We start from the raw sequence: 21,924 nt of genomic DNA on the forward strand, positions 1-21,924 counted from the left end.
CGTCACTTCTTGCTGTCGATGACCGCCTTCATCACGTCCCGCGCGATCGGGCCGGCCAGGCCGCCACCGGAGATGTCGTCGCGGTTGGCCTCGCTGTCCTCGACGACCACGGCGACGGCGACCGGGGAGCCGCTGTCGGTCTTGGCGTACGAGATGAACCAGGCGTACGGGTTCTCACTGTTGTTCAGGCCGTGCTGTGCGGTACCGGTCTTACCGCCGACAGTGACGCCGTCGATGAGGGCCTTGGTTCCCGTGCCGTTCTTGACGACGGTTTCCATCATCTGCTGGAGCTTCTGCGCGTTCTCACCCGAGAGGGGCTGGCTGAACTGCTCCTTCTCGTGGGTGTAGATCGCGTCCAGGCTGGGGGCCTGGCGCTCGGCGACCATGTACGGCTGCATCAGCTTGCCGTCGTTGGCCACGGCCGCGGCGACCATCGCCATCTGGAGCGGGGTGGCGCGGTTGGACGCCTGGCCGATGCCGGCCATGGCGTTCTGCGGACGGTTGTCCTTGGGGTAGACGCTGGCGTCGGCGCGTACCGGGGTGAAGATCTCCTTGTTGAAGCCGAACTTGCCGGCCTCGTCGATCATCTTCTGGTTGCCGAGGTCATCGCTGATCTTGCCGAAGACGGTGTTGCAGGACCACCGCAGCGCCTCCCGGAGCGTGGCGTTCTCGCACGGGATGCTGCCCTCGTTCACGAGGTTGCCGGTGGTCAGCGGGAGCCGCCAGGGCAGCGGGGAGTTCGTCTTGTCGTCGATCCCCTTGTACAGCCCGTTCTCCAGGGCCGCGGCGGCGGTGACGACCTTGAAGGTCGAGCCGGGCGGGTAGGTCTCGCGCAATGCCCGGTTGAGCATCGGCTTGTCCTTGTCCTTCAGGAGGTGCTGCCGGGCTTCGGCGTCCTTGAGGGAGTTGCCCGCGAAGACCGACGGGTCGTACGAAGGAGTGCTGACCAGGGCCAGGATGGCGCCGGTCTGCGGGTCGAGCGCGGCCACGGCGCCCTTCTTGTCGCCGAGTCCCTTGAAGGCGGCCTTCTGGGCGGCACCGTTGAGGGTCGTGACGATGTTGCCGCCGGTCTTGTCCTTGCCGTTGAAGAGGGACAGCGTGCGGTCGAAGAACAGCTGGTCGCTGTTGCCGGTGAGGATTCCGTCCTCAAGGCTCTCCAGCTGCGAGGCGTCGAACGCCTGCGAGGAGTACCCGGTGACGGGGGCCCACATGGGGCCGTTCTTCCAGACCCGCTTGTACTTGAAGTCGCTGCCCTTGGTCTCGACGGACCCGGTGATGGGAGCTCCGTCGACGATGATGTTGCCGCGCTCGTGGGCGTACCGCTCGATCTGGACACGGCGGTTGTGCTCGTTCCCGTTCAGCTCGTCGGCGCGGACGTACTGGAGCCAGTTGACGCGTACCAGGAGAGCGAGGACGAGCAGCCCGCAGAAGATCGCAATCCTGCGAAGGGGCTTGTTCACGGTCGGACCACCTGGGTCATCTCGGCGTCGGGTGAGGGCGCCGGTGCCGGGGCGGGGCGGCGCGCGGTGTCGCTGATGCGGAGCAGGATGCCGATCAGGGCCCAGTTGGCGATGACCGACGACCCGCCTGCCGCGACGAACGGCATGGTCATACCGGTCAGCGGAATGAGCCCCATGACACCGCCGGCGACGACGAAGACCTGGATGGCGAAGGAGCCGGAGAGCCCGATCGCGAGGAGCTTGCCGAATGGGTCGCGGGCGGCGAGGGCGGTGCGGACGCCGCGCTCCACGATCAGGCCGTAGACGAGCAGGATGGCCATCATCCCGGCGAGGCCGAGCTCCTCGCCGACGGTGGCGAGGATGAAGTCGGAGTTCGCGGCGAAGCCGATCAGGTCGGAGTTGCCCTGTCCGAGCCCGGTGCCGAGGGTGCCGCCGGAGCCGAAGGCCATCAGGGACTTGGCCATCTGCTCGCTGGCCGCCAGCTTGCCCCAGCCGTCGAACGGGTCCAGCCAGGCGGTCACACGCTGCTGTACGTGGGGCTCGAAGGTGGCCACACCGACGGCGCCGGCCGCGGACATCAGCAGACCGAAGACGATCCAGCTGGTGCGCTCGGTGGCCACGTACAGCATGACGACGAACATGCCGAAGAACAGCAGGGACGAACCCAGGTCGGTCTCGAAGACCAGGATCAGGATCGAGAAGGCCCAGACCATGAGGATGGGGCCGAGGTCACGGCCGCGAGGAAGGTAGAGGCCCATGAAGCGGCGGCTGGCCAGGGCCAGGGCGTCCCGCTTGACCATGAGGTATCCGGCGAAGAACACCGCGATGATGATCTTGGCGAACTCCCCCGGCTGGATCGTGCCGACACCGGGGATCTTGATCCAGATCTTGGCGCCGTTCACCGCGGGGAAGAACATCGGAAGGATCAGGAGGAACAGCGCCACCAGCATGGAGATGTAGGTGTAGCGCTGCAGAATGCGGTGGTCCTTGAGGGCCAGCAGAACGATGACCAGCAGCGCGACGCCCGCAGCCGAGAACATCAGCTGCTTGGAGGCGGCGGCTACGAAGTTCGGGGTTGCCTGGAACCGTTCGGACTGGTCCAGACGCCAGATGATGGCCAGTCCCAGTCCGTTCAGCAGCGTTGCCAGCGGCAGCAGCAGCGGGTCCGCGTACGGGGCGAACTTGCGGACGGCGAGGTGGCCGATGCCGCCGAGCAGGGCGAGTCCGAGCCCGTATCCGAGCATGCCGGAGGGAAGTTCGCCGTTGAGGGCGAGTCCGACGTTGGCGTAGGCGAACACCGAGATGGCGACGGCGAAGACCATCAACATCAGTTCGGTGTTGCGACGGCTCGGTGCGTCGATCGCGCCGATCGTGGTCGTATTGGTGACAACGCTCATGGTGCTGAAGGCCCCCTACGGCTTTACTGCTTACCGCACTGCGGGACCAGCTTTTTCTCTTCCTCCGAGAGGCTGGGACCAGGAGTGGGAGTTTTGGTCGGTTTGGTCTTGGCGGTGTCGGACGTCTTCGCGCCGCTGGTGGTCCCGGATGCCTCCGCGTCCGTACCCGGTGCCTGGGCCTCGTCGGCGCCGGCCTTCTCGGCGGCTCGTCGTTCGGCGTTCTTCTTGCAGGCGGACGCCTGGACGGAGAGTTCGCCGATCTTCTCGCGGGCGGCGGAGATGTTGCCCTCGGCGATGGTGGCCTCGACCTGCTTGCGCTGGTAGGGCGGGAGGTACTTGAGTTCGATCTCGGGGTGGTCCTTCTCGACTTCCGAGAGCGAGACCCAGGCCAGATCCTGGCTGATGCCGCGGAAGAGCGCGACGTGCTCGTTCTTCGCACCGACGTAGAACTGGCTCTGTGTCCAGCGGTAGCCGCCGTAGAGGCCGCCGCCGATGACGGCGAGCGCCAGCACTGTGTACAGGGACCTCTTCAGCCACTTGCGACCGCCGCCGGGCTTGACGAAGTCGTCGTCGGTGTACGCGTCGAAGGAGTCGTCGGGCATCCCGCCGTATCCGCCGTCGCCGCTTCCGGGCGGGCCGAAGCCCCCCGAGGGCGGCGGTACGGGCCGGCCGAGGCCGGCCGCCCGTCCGGCGGGGGTCTGCATGGCGGCCGTGCTCTCGGCGTCGCTCATCTGCGCCGCCTGGTTCTCGGCGACCGCGCCGACGATGACCGGGGTGTCGTTGAGCTGAGCGGCCAGGGTGTCGTTGCTGTCGACGTCGAGGACGTCGGCGACGATGCAGGTGATGTTGTCGGGGCCGCCGCCGCGCAGAGCGAGCTGGATGAGGTCCTGGATGGTCTCCTGCGGACCCTGGTAGCTGGCGAGCGTCTCTTCCAGGGTCTGATGGGAGACGACGCCGGACAGCCCGTCGGAGCAGATCAGATAGCGGTCGCCGACCCGGACCTCACGGATGGAGAGATCGGGCTCGACGTGCTCGCCACTGCCCAGTGCCCGCATCAGCAGGGCGCGTTGCGGGTGGGTGGTGGCCTCTTCCTCGGTGATCCGGCCCTCGTCGACCAACCGCTGCACCCACGTGTGGTCCTGGGTGATCTGGGTGAGCACGCCGTCGCGCAGCAGGTACGCGCGGGAGTCGCCGACATGGACGAGGCCGAGGCGCTGGCCGGTCCAGAGCAGGGCGGTGAGCGTGGTGCCCATGCCCTCCAGCTGGGGGTCTTCCTCGACCATCACGCGCAGCTGGTCGTTGGCCCGCTGGACCGCGGTACCGAGCGAGGTGAGGATGTCCGAGCCCGGGACGTCGTCGTCGAGCTGGACGAGCGTGGAGATCACCTCGGAACTGGCGACCTCACCGGCTGCCTGGCCGCCCATGCCGTCGGCGATGGCGAGAAGGCGCGGCCCGGCGTAGCCGGAGTCCTCGTTGCCCTCCCGGATCATGCCCTTGTGCGATCCGGCGGCGAAGCGCAGGGAAAGACTCATGCGCACCTCTCCCGTCGGCTCGGGGTATAGCCGGTCTCGAGCCACACTGCCCACCCTCCGGTCGGGAGCCGGAAGGCGGGGGCCGTTGTCCGGACCGCCGCGGCTCGCTCGCTCCGCTCGCTCATTGTCGTACTACTTCCGCAGCTCGATGACGGTCTTGCCGATCCGGATCGGCGCGCCCAGCGGAACGGGTGTCGGGGTGGTGAGTCGGGTCCGGTCGAGATACGTGCCGTTGGTGGACCCGAGATCCTCGACGATCCACTGGCCGTCACGGTCGGGGTAGATCCTGGCATGCCTGCTGGACGCGTAGTCGTCGTCCAGCACGATTGTTGAATCGTGCGCCCGGCCCAGCGTGATGGTCTGCCCCTGGAGCGCCACCGTGGTGCCGGTGAGGCTGCCCTCGGAGACGACCAGTTTTGTGGGTGCCCCCCGGCGCTGCCGCCCCGGCTGCTGGCGTTGCTGCGGCGGCGCCGCAGCATTCTGGCGTGCCTGTGGAGGCCGCGCGTCGTTCGCAGTGCGGCGTGAGCCGCGCTGCGTGACGCGCGTTCCGAACAGGTCACTGCGAATGACCTGAACGGCCACGATCACGAATAGCCACAGAACAGCCAGGAAACCTAGCCGCATGACCGTCAGGGTCAGCTCTGACATTGCCCCCGCTTCACCCTTCGGCTTGCCGGTAAACGATGGTGGTGCTGCCCACGACGATCCGCGAGCCGTCGCGGAGCGTAGCGCGGGTGGTGTGCTGCCCGTCTACCACGATGCCGTTGGTAGACCCGAGATCCTGGATCGTCGAGGGCGTTCCGGTCCGGATCTCACAGTGCCGGCGCGATACGCCGGGGTCGTCGATCCGCACGTCGGCGTCGGTGCTGCGTCCCAGCACCAGCGTCGGGCGGGAGATCTGATGGCGGGTGCCGTTGATCTCGATCCAGCGTCGCACCTGCGCGTTCGGCAGGGGGCTGGGCCCGGCCGGCGGGTGCCGGTCGGTGCTGGGTGCTCCGGGCCTGCCGGTGCCCGGCGGCGGGGCCGCGGGCATGGGCGGGGTGGAGCTGGGCGGGTATCCGTAGCCGCCGGTGGGCTGAGCGGACCGGCCGGGACCCGGGTGGGGGGGCTGGCCCTGCAGTCCTTGGCGGCCCTGGGGGTCCTGCTGTGACGAACTCGACGCCAGGGTGCGGCTGCGTACCCGGTAGAGCCCGGTGTCGAGGTCGTCGGCCTTCTCCAGGTGGACCTTGATGGGGCCCATGAAGGTGTACCGCTGCTGCTTGGCGTAGTCGCGGACCAGCCCGGAGAGTTCGTCGCCCAGCTGGCCCGAGTACGGGCTGAGCCGCTCGTAGTCAGGGGTGCTGAGCTCGACGATGAAGTCGTTGGGGACGACGGTCCGCTCGCGGTTCCAGATCGTCGCGTTGTTGTCGCACTCGCGCTGGAGGGCTCCCGCGATCTCGACCGGCTGGACCTCGGACTTGAAGACCTTGGCGAAGGTGCCGTTGACCAGACCTTCGAGACGCTGCTCGAAACGCTTCATGACTCCCATGGGGCACCTCCTCCGTTGTAGTCGTCCCTGTACTGCTTACTGATCGTATCCACGCGTGGGGAAATCGGCTGGTTCCCCTTGTCTGCCCTGTGGATGAGTGTCACCTCTCACACGGATCGTAGAGGCGGCCTCCTCACAGTGTCCCGCACCCGGGGTGCACTGAGGAGGAGTGGGGGCGGCCGCTCGGCGTTCCCGGTCGCCTTCAGTCGGTTCAGTCGGTCGGTGAATCAACGGATGTGAATCCACCCTGTCCAGCGTGCTAATCTTCCGGATGTCGCCAGGCAATCGCACCAAACGGTGAGGGAGAGTCTGGAAACACCACTCTTGCGCGAGTGGCGGAACGGCAGACGCGCTGGCTTCAGGTGCCAGTGTCCTTAGGGACGTGGGGGTTCAAATCCCCCCTCGCGCACAAGTAGGAAGCCCCACAGGCCAACGGTCTGTGGGGCTTCTTCGTTCCCGGGATCTGGTCGCACGCTGTCTTGCGAGTTCGCACCCAAATTCTTGTTTCACGTGAAACATCTGGTTTGAGACTTCCTGCGCTCCGATGGGGCTGATGCGACCGATGCGACCGATGGGGCTGATGGGGCTTTCGGGTCAGGTTCGCGGTGTCTGTTCGGTGGTCGTGGCGGTGCCGGCCGAGTTGTAGCGCAGCAGGTACTCCGCGAACCGGGCGAGATCCTCCTCCGTCCAGTCCGCGAGGCGTTCCTGGTAGGCCGTGCGGCGGCTGGCCTGGGTGGAGGCGAGTGCCTGGGTTCCGGCCGCGGTGGGATGCAGTACCTGGATCCGGTGGTCGTCCGGGTCCGGATGGCGCTCGACCAGTCCGAGCTTCTCCAGGGTGGCGATCTGCCGGCTGACCGTCGATTTGTCCAGCATGTAGTGGGCGGCCAGATCCGTCGCGCGGCAGCCGTGCCGGTCCTCGATGTGTGCCAGCAGCGTGTACGAGACCAGCGGAAGCTCCGGATGGAGGCGGGCTGCGGCGGCTCGGGCGCGGCGTGCGAATGCGGTCAGTTCCCGCTGGATGACATCCAGCGACTCCTCGCGTTCCTCTGGGGTTCCGGGCACCGTTCCGCCTTCCGTCTCGCGGTTCTCGATTTTCAGTTGTATAGTACAACGAGTTAGGAGTTGTAAAAGCCAACTATTGGAGTGTTCCGCATGTCCGCAGGCCCAAGTGCCGCCCCCGGCTCCACCGCCGCAGCTCTCCGTCATGTGCTGGGCCATTTCGTCACGCCGCTGCTGATGTGCATCGGCATGGGGCTCGCCTACCTCGGGGCCTTCCACGCCCCGGAGCCGCACGATCTTCGGGTGGACGTGGTCGGTTCGGGGCCGAGCGCGCAGGTGCTCGCGCAGACGCTGCAGGACAAGAGCGACGGGGCGCTGAGCGTACGTACCGTTCCCGACCGGGCCGCGGCGGTGGACCACCTGAAGACGCAGGCGAGTTACGGCGCCTACCTGCCGGGAAAGCACCCCGAGCTGCTCGTGGCCGGCGCTTCCTCGGACACCACCGCCACGGTGGTCGAGAAGGTGTTCACCCAGGTCGCCGCCGGACAGGGTGACCCGCTGGAGGTGACGGACACGGCGCCGACCGCGGACGGCGATCCGACCGGGCAGGGCATTTTCTTCCTGCTGGTCGCGGTGAGCATCGGCTCGTACGCGTCGGTCGCGGTCATCGGTGGCGCGGGTGCCGTGCTGGCACTGCGGATCAGGGCCGCACTGGCCGTTGCCGCTTCGCTGGTGGTGAGCGTGATCGGAGTGGTGTTCGCGGGGCCGGTGTTCGGCCTCGTGGACCATGGGCTCGGCGGTCTCTGGGCGATGGCCTGGCTGTACTCCGCGGGCATCCTGCTGATCGGCGTCGGACTGCACACCTTCCTCAAGCGGTGGACGACGCTCGGCCTGATGGTGCTGTTCGTGATGCTCAACTTCACCAGCTCCGGCGGCATCTTCCGGCCCGAACTCCAGCCCGGCTTCTTCGCCTCGCTGCACTCTTTCTGGAACGGCGCGGGCTTCGTCGAGGGAGTACGCAGCCATGTGTACTTCGGCGGACACGCGCTCGGCGGGCATGTGCTGGTGCTCGCGCTCTGGTTCGTGGCGGGCCTGGCCCTGATCGGCCTGGCGGGCCTGGCCGAGTCGAGGCGGCGGAAGGCCGCGGTGGAGACGGCGGCCGACACCGGTGCTGTCGCGGGTCCTGCCGAGGCCGGCGGGGCGCACGGGCCCAAGCACGCGGCCAGGGCCGGGGCCGGAGCCCGGACCGAGGCGGGCGACACGGAGGAGATCGAGGAGGAGTTGGAGGAGACCGTAGGCGTCTGACCAGGGCGGATCGTTGTCCACAGGCGGCGAGGCGGGTTTTCCACAGGGGCAGACGGTTTCCGGTCGACGGCGGTACCTTCGTCGCAATTGATCTGCGACAGGGCGTCGGGCCGGAAGCGCAGGGCGAGAGCGGGGGAGGCTGCGCGCCATGGGTGACATCGAAGCGACAGTGCCGGTCCAGCGGGCCGTGACGGGTGTTCCGCGGATTCCGGTCGTGCCCGGATTCGCGCGGCGGGCGACTGCGGCGGGCGGGGGCGCGGCGCGGTCGCCGAGGGCGGTGGGCAAGGGGATGCGGGAGCGGGTGCCCAGGGCCTCGCACGCGTTTCTGGACCTGCCGGCCGGGCGGCCCGATGCGGTGCGGGCGGTCGAGGAGTCGAGCCGGGACAGAGTGCCCGCTCTCGCCCCGATCCGGGTGGGGCGGATGGCGGCCACGCCCTTCGCCTTCCTGCGCGGTTCGGCCGGGCTGATGGCCCATGACCTGGTGGGCACACCGGTCAGCGGGGTGGGCGCCCAGCTCTGCGGCGATGCGCACGCGGCCAACTTCGGGCTGTACGGCGATGCGAGGGGCAGCCTGGTCATCGATCTCAACGATTTCGACGAGACCGTGTACGGCCCGTGGGAGTGGGACCTCAAGCGTCTGGCCACCTCGTTGGTGCTCGCGGGGCGCGAGGCCGGGGCGGACGAGGACACCTGCCGGCAGGGCGCGTACGACACGGTGGGCGCGTACCGGCGGACGATGCGGCTGCTGGCCAAGTTGCCCGCGCTCGATGCCTGGAACGCCATCGCGGACGAGGAGTTGGTCTCGCACACGGATGCGCGGGATCTCCTGGGCACCCTGGAGCGGGTCTCGGAGAAGGCCCGCAACAACACCAGTGCCCGCTTCGCGGCCAAGTCCACCGAGGACTCCGGGGACGGCGGACGCCGCTTCATGGACGCGCCGCCGGTGCTGCGGCGGGTGCCGGACGAGGAGGCCGCGGCGGTCGCGGCGGGGCTCGGCGACTATCTGGGCACGCTCTCGGAAGACCGGATTCCGCTCCTTGCCCGGTACGCGATCCACGACGTGGCGTTCCGGGTGGTCGGTACCGGGAGCGTCGGCACCCGGTCGTATGTGGTGCTCCTGCTCGATCACCGCGGCGAGCCCCTGGTGCTCCAGGTGAAGGAGGCTCGGCCCTCCGTGCTGGCGCCGCACTTGCCGGCGGCCGGCTTCGATGTGCCGGAGGTGGCGCACGAGGGGCGCCGGGTGGTGCTCGGGCAGAAGCGGATGCAGGTGGTCAGCGACATCCTGCTGGGCTGGGCGACGGTGGACGGGCGCCCGTTCCAGGTCCGGCAGTTCAGGAACCGCAAGGGCAGCGTGGATCCGGCGGCGCTGGCGGCCGACCAGGTCGACGACTACGGCCGGATGACCGGTGCGCTGTTGGCGCGGGCCCATGCGCACACCGCGGATCCCCGGCTGATCGCGGGCTACTGCGGCAAGAACGAGGAATTGGACGAGGCGGTGGCCGCGTTCGCGGTCACCTACGCGGACCGTACGGAGGCGGATCACGCCGAGCTGGTGAGGGCCGTCGGATCGGGGCGGATAGCCGCCGAACTGGGCGTCTGAGGGGCATCGGGCCGACCGCGCGTCCTCGGGACGTGGAAGGTGGCCATACGCTGGACGGGTGACCCACGAAGCCGCCGGGGTGCCGACCACCCGGAACGACGATGACCGGCAGGACAACGACCGGCAGCGCGAGCAGCATGCCCCGAACGAGCAGCTTGAGCAGCAGGGGCAGGGCGAGCCGTTCGAGCAGCACGGACCGGCCGGTGCCGATGGTGGTTCCGGCTCCGCTGCGAGCAGCGCCGGGGACGGGGCCGCCGATGCGGCCGCCGGTGGGTTGGTGGGCGGGGACGCCGGCGGGTCGGAGACCGGTGCCGACGGTGGTGGGACGGGCGGCCGTGCCGAGGGGGAGCGGCCCGAGGCTCGGCTCGCGAGGGCGGTTCGGGTGGCGGAGCAGGCGCTGATCGAGTTCGAGATCGCGGTGGAGACCTTCCGGGTCGAGGTGGAGAACTTCTCCCGGCTCCATCACCAGAAGCTCGGGCCCATGTACACCCGTCTCGATGAGCTCGACGCACAGATCGCGGAGGCCCGGGCGGCCAGGACGGGCGACCCGGAGGACATCCGCAAGGCGCAGGAGGCCCGGGCGGTCGTGATGCCGATGCCGGGTGTCGAGGAGCTGTTCCACGACTGGATCGACTCCGACGGGCTGTCCCCCGAGGCTGCGGCGATGCTGACCGAGCAGCCGGTCCGGCCGCCCAAGCGGGTCCGGCCGACCGAGGAGGCGCGCAAGCTCTACCGCGACCTGGCGCGCCAGGCCCACCCGGACCTGGCACAGGACGAGACGGAGCGGGCCCGCCGGGACGAGTTCATCGCTCGGGTGAACGCCGCGTACGGGCGGGGGGACGAGGCGCTCCTGATGGAGCTGGCGCAGGAATGGGCGGCGGGCCCGGCGGCCCCGGAGACGGAGCTCAGCGAGAGCGAGGAGCTCTACGCCCGGCTGAACTGGCTGACCCAGCGCAAGGAGCTTCTGACGGTGCTCGCCCAGGAGCTGGAGGAGAGTGCGATCGGGTCCATGCTGCGGATGGCGCCGGACGATCCGGACCGGCTGCTCGACGAGATCGCCGAGCAGTTGCTGGGCGAGGTCGTACAGCGCGAGGCCGAGCTGGCGGGCATGGTGCAGTAGCGTTCCGGGTGACTCTGGAGCGTACGTACGAGAGAAGGCATGACCCATGAATTTCGCCCCGCTGCCCTCGGTGGACGTCGCGGCGGTGCCGTCGGACGGCTTCGTGCTGGACGTCCGGGAGGACAACGAATGGGTGGCCGGGCACGTCGAGGGCGCCCTGCACATCCCGATGAGCGACTTCGTGGCCCGTTTCGGTGAGCTGACCGAGGCCGCCGACGACGGCCGGCGCGTGCACGTCATGTGTCGGGTCGGTGGCCGGTCGGCCCAGGTCACCCAGTACCTGGTGCAGCAGGGCATCGACGCCGTGAACATCGATGGCGGGATGCTCGCCTGGGACGGCGCCGGACGCCCGATGGTCACGGACGGCGGCGCCCCGGCCTTCGTGCTCTGAGCCGGAGAGCTGTTCCGGGCTGCTGACCCGTTCCGCGCTGCTGACCCGTTCCGGCCGGGGCGCTTCCGACCGGGGCGGCGCCGGCCGGAGCGGCCCCGTTGTAGATCGGCTGTTGGCCGGCTGCCGGGTGGGCTTTCGGGCGGGCTGCCTGTCGTTCGACCGGGTCAGTCGAGCAGGTGCGCGGCCAGAAGGTCGCCCAGTGCCTCCTCGTGTGCCGCCGCCGGTCCGAGGGACAGCTCGATCTGCTTCGCCCAGGCGTGAAAGCGGTGCAGCGGGTAGTCCGTGTCCGCGCCGAAACCGCCGTGAAGATGCTGTGCCGTCTGCACGACGCGGCGGATGCCGTCCGATGCCCAGATCTTCGCCACCGCTGTGTCGCCCTCGGCAGGCAGCGCCCCGGCGGCCCCGGTGGAGATCCGCCAGGCCGCCTGCCAGAGCGTCACTTCCATGGCGCGCAGGTCGATGTACCGGTCCGCCGCCTGTACCGCGACGGACTGGAACGTTGCCACCGGGAAGCCGAACTGCTCGCGTTTGCCGGTGTATTGGCTCGTCATGGCGAGCACGGCCTCACCCAGGCCCAGTGCGAGCGCGCACGTCCCGGTGGTGAGGATCGCGCGCAGCCACTCCCAGGCCCCGGCGCCGTCGATCAGTGCGCGGTCGTCGATACGTACCGACTCCAGCCGGACCTCGGCGAACCGTTCGCCGCTGGTGGAGACCTGCTCGGCCAGGGTGACGCCGTCCTGGGCGGGCCGCACCAGGGCGACGACCGCCCGGCCCTCGTCCGTGTGGGCCGGAATCGCGATCCAGTCCGCCGCCTGCGCCCACGGCACCGCTGACTGCATCCCTTCGAGCACCCAGCCACCAGCGGCACTGGCAGGGGCGGTGACGGCCCCGCCCGTGGCCATGTCCGGGGCCGTGTCCTTCCCGGCGGTTCCCGTCCTCGCCCTACGGCGGGCCTTGACGGCGAGTTCGGCCGGATCGTGGCCGGAGCGGCCGTTGGACCCGGCGGTGAGGACCAGCTCGCCCCGGCCGATCCGGGGCAGCAACTCGGCGGTCAGCCGCGGGTCTCCGTACCGCTGGAGCGCCATCGCGACCGCGCACGTCTCCAGCAGCGGCACTCTCGCGAGCACCTTGGCGGACTCGCGCAACACCAGGCACAGCGCGACGAGATCGAGCCCGGCACCCCCGTGCTCGGGCAGCAGCGTCAGGCTCAGCAGGTCGCTCGACGCGAGCCCGGCCCACAGCGGGCGGTCGATGTCCTCGGCCACCGCGCCCGGCACCAGAGCGGGGCTGGGAACCCCGTCCGGTACGACTCCCGAGAAGACCGCGCGCGCTGCCTCCGCGGCCGCCTGCTGTTCCTCGGTGAAGGTGAAGTCCACTGTCCCTGCCTCCCGTTGACCGACGCCCGCTCGAATCTGACGGACCGTCAAGATAGAACAGGTTCTATGAGAAGGGAACACGGGAGGAGAGGCGACGACGTCGGTCAGCGGTCGAAGTCGAGCTCCACCTCCGGCGTGACCGGATGCGACTGGCACGCCAGCACATAGCCGGCGCCCGTCTCCTCGGGCTCCAACGCGAAGTTGCGGTCCATCCGCACCTCGCCCGAGACCAGGAACGCCCGGCAGGTCCCGCACACCCCGCCCTTGCAGGCGTACGGTGCGTCGGCACGGCTGCGCAGCACGGTCTCCAGCAGCGATTCGCCCTCCTCCACGGGCCAGGTGCCGGAGCGGCCGTCCAGGGTCGCGGTGAGTCTGCTGTGGGCCGGTGATTCGATCCGGGGGCGGGCGGACGCGCTCGGGCCGTCGTCCACATGGAAGATCTCCTGGTGGACGCGGGTCCGGTCGACACCCAGGCCGCGCAGTGCCCGGTCCGCGGCCAGGACCAGCCCGAACGGCCCGCAGAGATACCAGCCGTCCACCTCGGCCGTCGGAAGCAGCGCGGGCAGCAGCCCGGTGAGACGGTCCTGGTCCAGCCGGCCGGAGGGAAGACCCGCCTGCTGCTCCTCCCGGGAGAGCACCGTGACCAGCTGGAACCGGTCCGGATAGCGGTCCTTGAGGTCGGCGACCTCGTCCAGGAACATCGTCGACAGCGCTGTCCGGTCGCTGCGGATCAGGCAGAAGTGGGCGTCGGGCTCCCGCGCCAGCAGCGTGGCCGCGATCGACAGCACCGGCGTGATCCCGCTGCCTCCGACGATCGCGGCGAAGCGCCCGGCGCGGGGCTCCAGCACGAAGCGGCCCATCGGGGACATCGCCTCGACCACATCACCGACGGCGAGTTCCTTCAGGGCGTACGTGGAGAACGCGCCGCCGTCGACGAGCCGGATGCCCACCCGCAGCACCGGATCGGCCGGCTCCTCGACTGCCGGGGAGCAGATCGAGTACGAGCGGCGGATCTCCTCGCCGTCGACCGTGTACCGCACATTGAGATGCTGGCCGGGCCTGTGGCGGAAGGTCTCACGCAACTCGGGCGGCACGGCGAGGGTGACGGCCACAGAGTCGTCCGTGAGCCGTTCGACGGTGCGGACCCGGAGCGGATGGAACATCTACAACTCCTTGAAGTGGTCGAACGGTTCGCGGCACGTCACGCAACGGCGCAGCGCCTTGCACGCGGTGGAGGAGAACCGGCTCAGCAGCTCCGTGTCGGTCGAGCCGCAGTGCGGGCAGCGCACCGAGAGTGTGAGCGGCACCGGGCCGCCCGCGGGGGCCGTGACGTCGTGCGGGCGTGGGGGCGCTATGCCGAACTCCGCCAGCTTGCGCCGTCCTTCCGCGCTGATGTCGTCCGTGGACCAGGCCGGTGAGAGCACCTTGACCACGGAGACCTCCGGTATGCCGTGGTCGTGCAGCACCCGCTCGATGTCCGCGGACATGGCCTCGATCGCGGGGCAGCCCGTGTAGGTCGGGGTCAGGCGCACGGTGACCCTGCCGGGGGCGAGGACTTCCACGCCCCGGAGCACGCCCAGCTCGTCCAGGGTCAGCACCGGCAGTTCGGGGTCGGGCACGGAGCCTGCGAGGCGGTGCAGCTCCTCCTCCAGGAGCGTCTCGGTCACCATGACGCCCCCGGGTGGCTGCGATGCAGATGCTGCATCTCGGCGATCATGCGGCCGAAGGGTTCCGTATGGATGCCCTGGCGCCCCGCACCCGCCGTCCACGCCCCGGACTGCGGACCGGCCGGCAGCGTCAGCGTGGCCCGGTCCAGCACCGCGGAGACGGACTCCAGCCAGTCGCTCCGCAGCGACTGCCAGTCGATCTCCAGCCCCTCGACGGGTTCGAACAGCTCGTCGGTGAACCGCCAGAGGGCGTCCACGCCGCGCTGCATCCGGTCGTGGCTCTCGTCCGTGCCGTCGCCGAGCCGCAGTGTCCAGTGCTCCGCGTGGTCATGGTGGTACGCGACCTCCTTGACGGCCTTCGCCGCCAGACCGGCGAACGCGCTCCCGCCCGAGGCCAGCTGTTCGTACAGCGGCCGCTGGTAGGCGGAGAAATAGAGCTGGCGGGCGATGGTGTGGGCGAAGTCGCCGTTCGGCTGCTCGACCAGCTGGACGTTGCGGAAGGCACGTTCCTCGCGCAGGTAGGCCAGCTCGTCCTCGTCACCGGCCATGGAGAGCAGCAGCCGGGCCTGGCCCAGCAGGTCTAGGGCGATGTTGGCCAGCGCCACTTCTTCTTCCAGCACGGGCGCATGGCCCGCCCACTCCCCCAGCCGGTGCGAGAGCACCAGCGCGTCGTCGCCCAGGGCGAGGGCCGCGGTCACAGGTGCTTCACCCCTTCCGGGATCTCGTAGAACGTCGGATGCCGGTACGGCTTGTCGCCGGCCGGCTCGAAGAAGGAGTCCTTCTCGTCCGGGGAAGAGGCCGTGACCTGTGCGGACGGGACCACCCAGATCGAGACGCCCTCGGAACGGCGGGTGTACAGATCGCGCGCGTTGCGCAGGGCCATCTCCGCGTCCGGGGCGTGCAGGCTGCCGGCGTGGGTGTGGGAAAGACCGCGGCGGGAACGCACGAACACCTCCCACAGTGGCCATTCGGTCGAGCTGCTCATGCTGTCGCCTCCCCGTTCCTCGCTGCTGTGTGCTTCTCGGCGTAGGCAACCGCCGCGTCCCGGACCCAGGCGCCCTCCTCGTGCGCCCGGCGGCGCTGGGTGAGGCGCTGTTCGTTGCACGGGCCGTTGCCCTTGAGGACCTCCTGGAACTCCTTCCAGTCGATCGCGCCGAAGTCGTGCTGTCCGCGCTCCTCGTTCCACCGGAGGTCCGGGTCCGGGAGGGTGAGCCCCAGCGCCTCGGCCTGCGGGACACAGATGTCCACGAAGCGCTGTCGCAGCTCGTCGTTGGAATGCCGCTTGATCTTCCAGGTCATCGACTGCGCCGAGTGGGCCGAAGCGTCGTCCGGCGGCCCGAACATCATCAGGGACGGCCACCACCAGCGGTTCACCGCGTCCTGTGCCATCTCGTGCTGCGCCGGGGTGCCGTTGCTGAGGGTGAGCAGCAGCTCGTACCCCTGGCGCTGGTGGAAGGACTCCTCCTTGCAGATGCGGACCATCGCCCGGGCGTAGGGGCCGTAGGAGCAGCGGCAGAGGGGCACCTGGTTGGTGATCGCGGCGCCGTCCACGAGCCAGCCGATCGCGCCGACGTCCGCCCAGGTCAGCGTCGGGTAGTTGAAGATCGATGAATACCTCTGGCGGCCCGCGTGGAGCTTGTCGAGCAGCTCCTCGCGGCCGGTGCCGAGAGTCTCCGCCGCGCTGTACAGGTAGAGCCCGTGGCCCGCCTCGTCCTGCACCTTGGCCATGAGGATCGCCTTGCGGCGCAGCGAGGGCGCGCGCGAGATCCAGTTGGCCTCCGGCTGCATGCCGATGATTTCCGAGTGGGCATGCTGGGCCATTTGCCTGACCAGCGAGGCCCGGTACGCATCGGGCATCCAGTCGCGTGGCTCGATGCGCTCGTCCGCCGCCACCGCGGCGTCGAACACCGCCTTCAGGGCCTTGTCCGCCCCTTCGGGCCTGTCCGCTCCCGCCTGCGCTGTCTGGTCCGCAGTCACTGCCGCCATCCCGGGCTCCCTACCGACCGATCGTTCGGTTCAATGTCTTCAATGGTGAGTCGGGGGCCCGTAGGGTGTCAACCCTGTGGATAACTGACCGGGGATCGACGGGGATCGGGGCGGGATGGATTCGTACGACGACAGGGGCTCCGAAAGCGGGGACGGGAGCGCCGAGCCGGGGCCGGATCGGCGCGAGGAAGAGCCCTCCGGTGCTGGTCAGGCCCTGGAATCAGGTCCTCGTACCGGGATGGCCGCACTGTCCCTTCCGTACCAGATCGTTGCCGCGGTCGCACTGTCGGTCATCGGGTTGGTCGCCTGTGGACAGCTGGTCATGGTGTTCCTGCACGTCGCACCCTCCAACACCCTGACCAAGCAGCACGGTGAAGCGGTCGACGAGTGGGTCTATCCCGAGTTCGAGCAGAACTGGAAGCTCTTCGCCCCGAATCCGCTCCAGCAGAACATCGCCGTTCACGTACGGGCCGAGATATCAGGCGCGGACGACCGCCGCACCACCCCCTGGATGAGTCTTTCCGGTGAGGACGGCAAGGCGATACGCGGCAATCTCCTCCCCAGCCACGTCCACCAGAACGAACTCCGCCGCGGCTGGGACTTCTACCTCAGCTCCCACGACAACGAGAACCGGGCCAACGGCCTGCGCGGACAGCTCTCCGAGCGCTACATCCGCCGCATCGTGATGCTCCGCCTCGGCGAACACGACTACGGCGGCACCGTCGAGCGCATCCAGGTCCGTTCCGAGGTGCGGTCCGTCGCGGCGCCCGCGTGGAGCGAGGAGAAGATCAGTACGCGGCCGTCGTACCGGGTACTGCCGTGGTGGACGGTCACTCCCGATGACCTCCCCGAGAGCGCCCGGGGGGCGGACAAGTGAGTGCTGCCGTCCTCGACCGCAAGATCGACCACAAGGTCGCCCGCGGTATCCAGCGCATCACCTCCACGGCCCTCGGCCAGTACCAGAGTGCCGTCATCCGGATCGGCTTCTCGGCCACCTATCTGTTCTTCCTGCTGCGCGAGCTGCCGCACCGCCACGAGATGTACGGCCCCGACGCCCCGTGGCGCTGGGATATGGCGCAGCAGCTCATATCCGGCAACCAGTCGTTCACCGCGCTCATGTGGTCGGACAGCACGGTCTGGTTCGAGATCGTGTACGCGGTCGCGCTGATCTCCGCGGCGCTGCTGATGGTCGGCTGGCACACCCGCGCCATGTCGGTCCTCTTCATGGCCGGGGTGCTCTCCCTGCAGAACCGCAGCATCTTCATGGGCGACGGCGGCGACAACGTCATCCACCTCATGGCGATCTATCTGGTGCTCACGCGGTGCGGACGGGTCTGGTCGCTGGACGCCCGGCGGGCGGCACGGCAGGAGCGGGCGGAGGCGGACGGGCAGCGGCGCCCGGTGTGGGGGAACGTGGCCGGTCCGGTCCTCTGGGCGGTCCTCGGCCTCGTCCTGATCGTCGCCAGTGTGACGGACGGGCTCGGCGGCACCTGGTGGCTGCCGACCCTGCTCTGGTTCCTGTGGGTCGGCGAGGGGGCCTGGTGGGTCGTGAACCGCTTCGCACCGCGGAGCCAGTCGCGGATCCTGCTCGATGTCGTCGCCAATCTCGCCCACAACGCGACCCTCGTCGTGATCATGGCCGAGGTCTGTCTGATCTACGCCACCGCGGGGTGGTACAAGATCCAGGGTTCGCGCTGGCAGGACGGCACGGCGCTGTACTACCCGCTCAAGCTCGACTACTTCACGCCCTGGCCGGGACTGTCGGACATCCTGGCCTCCAACGGCGTCATGGTGATGGTCCTCACGTACGGCACGGTCATCGTTCAGGTCGCCTTTCCGTTCACCCTCTTCAACCGGCGGGTCAAGAACGTGCTGCTCGTCGCCATGATGTTGGAGCACGCCGGCATCGCCCTGCTGCTCGGGCTGCCTTTCTTCTCCATGGCGATGATCGCCGCCGACTCCGTCTTCCTGCCGACCCTCTTCCTGGTCTGGCTCGGCGGCCGGGTGACCCTCGCCCGGGGGCTGCTGTTCCCGGGCCGGAGCAAGGTGCCCGGGCCGCGGCGTGGCGAGGATGACGAGGAGGCCCCGCAGCACAGCGACGACGGGGGCCATACGCTCGTCGGGTGAGCAGTGAGAGCGGCAGTACGGGCAGTGGCAGTGGCGGCGGGGAATCGTTGACCGAGGGGGCCGCCGGGATTGAGGTGCCCGTCGTGTCCGCGGCACCGGCGGGGCCCGGTGCGGACGGGGAACCGGTGCAGTACGACGACGGGTTCGCACCGGAGATCGGCGTCGGGCCGCACCCGCTGCCCTGGCCCGTGGACGCGCGGTACGACCCCGAGCTGCTCGCCCACGGCGACCGGCGCAATGTGGGCGACGGCTACCGGTACTGGACCCGGGAGGCGATCGTCGCCGATCTGGATCTGCGGCGCCACGACTTCCACGTCGCGGTCGAGAACTGGGGCCACGATTTCAATATCGGCTCCGTGGTGCGTACCGCGAACGCCTTTCTCGCCAAGGAGATCCACATCGTGGGGCGGCGGCGCTGGAACCGGCGCGGTGCGATGGTCACCGACCGGTACCAGCATGTGCGACACCATCCCGACACGGAGTCGCTGACCGCATGGGCCGCGTCCGAGGGCCTGCCGATCATAGGGATCGACAATCTGCCGGGGGCGGTGCCGCTGGAGCGGACCGAGCTGCCCCGGCGCTGTGTACTGCTCTTCGGGCAGGAGGGGCCCGGACTCACCGAGGAGGCCCGCAAGCACGCGGCGATGGTGTGCTCCATCGCGCAGTTCGGTTCGACGCGGTCGATCAACGCGGGGGCCGCGGCCGCCATCGCCATGCACGCGTGGGTACAGCGGTACGCGGAGATCCCCGAGGCGGGACAACCCGGCTAGGGCCTCGCATTTGGGGTCAGGCCGGTCCAGGGGCCCCGGGCCCCTGGACCCCTGGCCTCTGCGCCCCTGCTGCCCGGGGTCCCTGCTCCCCGAGCGCCGTGGAGGCCGAGGGGGAGCGGGGCCGAGGGGGCCGTGGCTATGCCTGGCGGCGGACCTCCACCATGCGGAAGCGGTTCGATACGAAGGCTCCGTCGCACAGCGCCGCGTTCGCCGCCGGGTTGCCGCCCGAGCCGTGGAAGTCGGAGAAGGCCGCGGTCTGGTTGACGTACACCCCGCCGGTCAGATTCAGCGACAACTGGGCCGACTCGTCCAGGCAGACGTCCTCCACCGCGCGCTCCACCTCCGGTGAGGTGGTGTACGCGCCGACCGTCATCGCGCCCCGGTCGCGGACCGTACGGCGGAGCAGCTCCACGGCGTCGGCCGTCGAGCCGACCGCTACCGCGAAGGCGACCGGACCGAAGCACTCCGACAGGTAGTGCTCCTCGTCGTCCGGCTTGGTGGCGTCCAGCTTGATGACGACGGGGGTGCGGACCACGGCGTCCGGGAACTCCGGGTTGGCCACCTCGCGGGAGGGCAGGGCGACTTCGCCGAGATCCGCGGCCGCCTCCAGACGGGCCTTCACGTCGGGGTTGACCAGGGCGCCGAGCAGCGCGTTCGCCCGGGTGTCGTCGCCCAGCAGGCCGGTGACCGCGGCGGCGATGTCGGCGACCACTTCGTCGTACGTCTTGTCGCCGGCGTCGGTGGTGATGCCGTCCCGGGGGATCAGCAGGTTCTGTGGGGTGGTGCACATCTGGCCGCTGTACAGGGACAGGGAGAACGCCAGGTTGGACAGCATGCCGCGGTAGTCGTCAGTGGAGTCGAGGACGATCGTGTTGACCCCGGCCTTCTCCGTGTAGACCTGGGCCTGGCGGGCGTTGGTCTCCAGCCAGTCGCCGAAGGCGGTCGACCCGGTGTAGTCGATGATCCGGATCTCGGGCCGGAGGGCGAGGGCCTTCGCGATGCCTTCGCCCGGTCGTTCGGCGGCCAGGGCGACCAGATTGGGATCGAAGCCCGCCTCGGCGAGCACCTCGCGGGCCACCTGCACCGTGAGCGCGAGCGGAAGCACGGCGCGGGGGTGCGGCTTGACCAGGACGGGGTTGCCGGTGGCCAGGGAGGCGAAGAGGCCCGGGTAGCCGTTCCACGTGGGGAAGGTGTTGCAGCCGATCAGGAGCGAGATGCCGCGCGGGGCCGCGGTGAACGACTTCTGCAGCTGGAGCGGGTCGCGCTTGCCCTGCGGTTTGGACCAGTCGGCATTCTGCGGGGTGCGGATCTGCTCCTCGTACGCGTACGTCACCGCCTCCAGGCCGCGGTCCTGGGCGTGCGGGCCGCCCGCCTGGAACGCCATCATGAAGGCCTGGCCGCTGGTGTGCATTACGGCGAGACCGAACTCGTGGGTCCTGGCGCTGATCCGCGCGAGGATCTCCAGACAGACCAGGGCCCTGGTCTCCGGGCCGGCCGCACGCCAGGCGGGCATGCCCGCCCGCATCGCCGGAAGCAGGACGTCCAGGTCGGCGTGCGGATATTCGACGCCGAGCTCCGGACCGTACGGCGAGACCTCTCCGCCCGTCCAGCCGTCGGTGCCGGGCTGGCCGAAGTCGAGCCGGGTGTTCAGCACGGCGTCGAATGCGGCCTTGCCCTCGGCGGCGCTCAGGCTGCCGGGGGCGCCGCCCTCGCCGTAAGCCTTCGGATGCTCGGGGTGCGGGGACCAGTAGGCGCGCGTACGGATCGCGTCGAGGGCCTGGTCGAGCGTGGGGCGGTGCTTCTCGGACAGCAGTTGCGGGGAGAGCTCGGCGGCCATGACGGACCAACTCCTCATCGAGCTGGGCAGGGACGGGCGGACAGAGTTAGAGTAACCGAACGATCGGTCGGGACAAGGGGGCCCGCCAAACCTGTGGACAACTCGTAGGGGAGGATCGCGGACATGACCACGGCCAAGCGGGACACGTACACCCCGGAGACTCTGCTCACCGTTGCCGTCCGTGTCTTCAACGAGCGCGGCTACGACGGCACGTCCATGGAGCACCTCTCCAAGGCGGCGGGCATCTCCAAGTCGTCCATCTACCACCACGTCGCGGGCAAGGAGGAGCTCCTGCGCCGCGCGGTCAGCCGTGCGCTGGACGGGCTCTTCGGGATTCTCGACGAGCCGGGGGCGACTCAGGGGCGTGCGATCGAGCGGGTCGAGTACGTCACCCGCCGCACCGTCGACGTGCTGATAGCCGAACTGCCCTACGTCACGCTGCTGCTGCGGGTGCGGGGCAATACGAAGACCGAGCGCTGGGCCATGGAGCGGCGGCGCGAGTTCGACCACCGGGTGACCGATCTGCTCAGAGCTGCGGTCGCGGACGGCGACCTCCGCTCCGACGTGGACATACGGCTGGTGACCCGGCTGCTCTTCGGCATGGTCAACTCCCTGGTGGAGTGGTACCGGCCGCTGCCCGACGGCGGGGCCGACGGCGAGCGCCTGGCGGACACGCTCGTCCGCGTGGCCTTCGAGGGGATGCGCTCCAGTCGTTGAACCGTTGAACCATTGACGGTCGCAGGCCGCCCGTGCGCCGGGGCGGCGGGCTGCCCGTGCACCGGGGCGACGACGGGCTGTCCGTACACCGGGGCGACAGTGCTTCGGTGCA

General features: G+C 69.6%; 21 protein-coding genes and 1 tRNA gene. 9 read left to right on the forward strand and 13 right to left on the reverse strand.

Going from position 1 to position 21,924, the window contains the following annotated elements; translation table 11 throughout:
* Window positions 1-2: 2 nt before the first annotated feature.
* The 5 genes from ABZ622_RS07540 to ABZ622_RS07560 all read right to left on the reverse strand — a co-directional run bounded on the left by ABZ622_RS07540 (window position 3) and on the right by ABZ622_RS07560 (window position 5,917).
* The gene (locus ABZ622_RS07540) at window positions 3-1,460 is read right to left on the reverse strand and encodes a penicillin-binding transpeptidase domain-containing protein (protein WP_360541329.1); all 1,458 of its coding nucleotides are present in this window, start codon (window positions 1,458-1,460) and stop codon (window positions 3-5) included.
* On the reverse strand, window positions 1,457-2,857 hold the full coding sequence (locus ABZ622_RS07545) for an FtsW/RodA/SpoVE family cell cycle protein (protein ID WP_266914558.1): 1,401 nt from the start codon (window positions 2,855-2,857) through the stop codon (window positions 1,457-1,459). The genes ABZ622_RS07540 and ABZ622_RS07545 overlap by 4 nt, the downstream gene beginning before the upstream one ends.
* Before the next feature lie 23 nt (window positions 2,858-2,880).
* Complete coding sequence (locus ABZ622_RS07550) at window positions 2,881-4,389, reverse strand: PP2C family serine/threonine-protein phosphatase (protein ID WP_360541331.1); 1,509 nt, start codon at window positions 4,387-4,389, stop codon at window positions 2,881-2,883.
* 132 nt (window positions 4,390-4,521) lie between these two features.
* Window positions 4,522-5,037, reverse strand: a complete 516-nt coding sequence (locus ABZ622_RS07555; RefSeq protein WP_072487556.1) for an FHA domain-containing protein — start codon at window positions 5,035-5,037, stop codon at window positions 4,522-4,524.
* A gap of 10 nt (window positions 5,038-5,047) precedes the next feature.
* Complete coding sequence (locus ABZ622_RS07560; RefSeq protein ID WP_360541333.1) at window positions 5,048-5,917, reverse strand: FhaA domain-containing protein; 870 nt, start codon at window positions 5,915-5,917, stop codon at window positions 5,048-5,050.
* Window positions 5,918-6,243: 326 nt separating this feature from the next.
* Here ABZ622_RS07560 and ABZ622_RS07565 point away from each other — a divergent pair.
* A tRNA-Leu gene (locus tag ABZ622_RS07565) sits at window positions 6,244-6,326 on the forward strand.
* Window positions 6,327-6,511: 185 nt separating this feature from the next.
* Here the strand turns inward: ABZ622_RS07565 and ABZ622_RS07570 are convergent.
* Complete coding sequence (locus ABZ622_RS07570) at window positions 6,512-6,979, reverse strand: MarR family winged helix-turn-helix transcriptional regulator (protein WP_360541335.1); 468 nt, start codon at window positions 6,977-6,979, stop codon at window positions 6,512-6,514.
* Window positions 6,980-7,069: 90 nt separating this feature from the next.
* Here ABZ622_RS07570 and ABZ622_RS07575 point away from each other — a divergent pair, with 90 nt between their 5' ends.
* The 4 genes from ABZ622_RS07575 to ABZ622_RS07590 all read left to right on the forward strand — a co-directional run bounded on the left by ABZ622_RS07575 (window position 7,070) and on the right by ABZ622_RS07590 (window position 11,332).
* Entirely contained in the window at window positions 7,070-8,221 is a 1,152-nt protein-coding gene (locus tag ABZ622_RS07575; RefSeq protein WP_360541337.1) for a hypothetical protein, read from the forward strand.
* A gap of 148 nt (window positions 8,222-8,369) precedes the next feature.
* Window positions 8,370-9,821 carry a DUF2252 domain-containing protein gene (locus tag ABZ622_RS07580; protein ID WP_360541339.1) on the forward strand — a complete coding sequence of 484 codons (1,452 nt, stop codon included), beginning with the start codon at window positions 8,370-8,372 and terminating at the stop codon, window positions 9,819-9,821.
* A gap of 58 nt (window positions 9,822-9,879) precedes the next feature.
* On the forward strand, window positions 9,880-10,941 hold the full coding sequence (locus ABZ622_RS07585) for a J domain-containing protein (RefSeq protein WP_360541341.1): 1,062 nt from the start codon (window positions 9,880-9,882) through the stop codon (window positions 10,939-10,941).
* Between the two features lie 46 nt (window positions 10,942-10,987).
* Window positions 10,988-11,332, forward strand: coding sequence for a rhodanese-like domain-containing protein (locus ABZ622_RS07590; RefSeq protein WP_360541343.1), 345 nt, complete (start codon window positions 10,988-10,990; stop codon window positions 11,330-11,332).
* A 164-nt stretch (window positions 11,333-11,496) separates the two neighbouring features.
* On the opposite strand, the gene ABZ622_RS07595 is transcribed toward ABZ622_RS07590, so the two are convergent.
* The 6 genes from ABZ622_RS07595 to paaA all read right to left on the reverse strand — a co-directional run bounded on the left by ABZ622_RS07595 (window position 11,497) and on the right by paaA (window position 16,361).
* Complete coding sequence (locus tag ABZ622_RS07595) at window positions 11,497-12,708, reverse strand: acyl-CoA dehydrogenase family protein (protein ID WP_360541345.1); 1,212 nt, start codon at window positions 12,706-12,708, stop codon at window positions 11,497-11,499.
* A gap of 104 nt (window positions 12,709-12,812) precedes the next feature.
* On the reverse strand, window positions 12,813-13,871 hold the full coding sequence (locus ABZ622_RS07600) for a 2Fe-2S iron-sulfur cluster-binding protein (protein WP_360541347.1): 1,059 nt from the start codon (window positions 13,869-13,871) through the stop codon (window positions 12,813-12,815).
* Entirely contained in the window at window positions 13,872-14,378 is a 507-nt protein-coding gene (gene paaD, locus ABZ622_RS07605; RefSeq protein ID WP_360541349.1) for a 1,2-phenylacetyl-CoA epoxidase subunit PaaD, read from the reverse strand.
* Window positions 14,372-15,073, reverse strand: coding sequence for a 1,2-phenylacetyl-CoA epoxidase subunit PaaC (gene paaC, locus ABZ622_RS07610; protein WP_360541351.1), 702 nt, complete (start codon window positions 15,071-15,073; stop codon window positions 14,372-14,374). Before paaC ends, paaD begins: the two co-directional genes overlap by 7 nt.
* Window positions 15,070-15,360, reverse strand: a complete 291-nt coding sequence (paaB, locus tag ABZ622_RS07615; protein ID WP_093548044.1) for a 1,2-phenylacetyl-CoA epoxidase subunit PaaB — start codon at window positions 15,358-15,360, stop codon at window positions 15,070-15,072. The genes paaC and paaB overlap by 4 nt, the downstream gene beginning before the upstream one ends.
* On the reverse strand, window positions 15,357-16,361 hold the full coding sequence (paaA, locus tag ABZ622_RS07620; protein WP_360541353.1) for a 1,2-phenylacetyl-CoA epoxidase subunit PaaA: 1,005 nt from the start codon (window positions 16,359-16,361) through the stop codon (window positions 15,357-15,359). Before paaA ends, paaB begins: the two co-directional genes overlap by 4 nt.
* Window positions 16,362-16,476: 115 nt before the next feature.
* On the opposite strand from paaA, the gene ABZ622_RS07625 reads away from it, so the two are divergent.
* From ABZ622_RS07625 to ABZ622_RS07635, 3 genes are all read left to right on the forward strand, one after another.
* Window positions 16,477-17,238: a DUF5819 family protein gene (locus ABZ622_RS07625; protein ID WP_360541355.1), complete on the forward strand. Its 762-nt coding sequence runs from the start codon at window positions 16,477-16,479 to the stop codon at window positions 17,236-17,238.
* Window positions 17,235-18,488: an HTTM domain-containing protein gene (locus ABZ622_RS07630; RefSeq protein ID WP_360541357.1), complete on the forward strand. Its 1,254-nt coding sequence runs from the start codon at window positions 17,235-17,237 to the stop codon at window positions 18,486-18,488. Before ABZ622_RS07625 ends, ABZ622_RS07630 begins: the two co-directional genes overlap by 4 nt.
* An 83-nt stretch (window positions 18,489-18,571) precedes the next feature.
* Complete coding sequence (locus ABZ622_RS07635) at window positions 18,572-19,258, forward strand: TrmH family RNA methyltransferase (RefSeq protein WP_360541359.1); 687 nt, start codon at window positions 18,572-18,574, stop codon at window positions 19,256-19,258.
* A gap of 136 nt (window positions 19,259-19,394) precedes the next feature.
* Here the strand turns inward: ABZ622_RS07635 and paaN are convergent, their stop codons facing one another.
* Window positions 19,395-21,095: a phenylacetic acid degradation protein PaaN gene (gene paaN, locus ABZ622_RS07640; protein WP_360541361.1), complete on the reverse strand. Its 1,701-nt coding sequence runs from the start codon at window positions 21,093-21,095 to the stop codon at window positions 19,395-19,397.
* 123 nt (window positions 21,096-21,218) lie between these two features.
* On the opposite strand from paaN, the gene ABZ622_RS07645 reads away from it, so the two are divergent.
* Window positions 21,219-21,812 (forward strand): TetR/AcrR family transcriptional regulator, encoded by a 594-nt coding sequence (locus ABZ622_RS07645; protein WP_259930212.1) that lies wholly within the window; start codon window positions 21,219-21,221, stop codon window positions 21,810-21,812.
* The last annotated feature ends 112 nt before the right edge of the window (window positions 21,813-21,924 follow it).

The organism is Streptomyces sp. NPDC007164 (assembly GCF_040634135.1).
Lineage (GTDB): Bacteria > Actinomycetota > Actinomycetes > Streptomycetales > Streptomycetaceae > Streptomyces > Streptomyces sanglieri.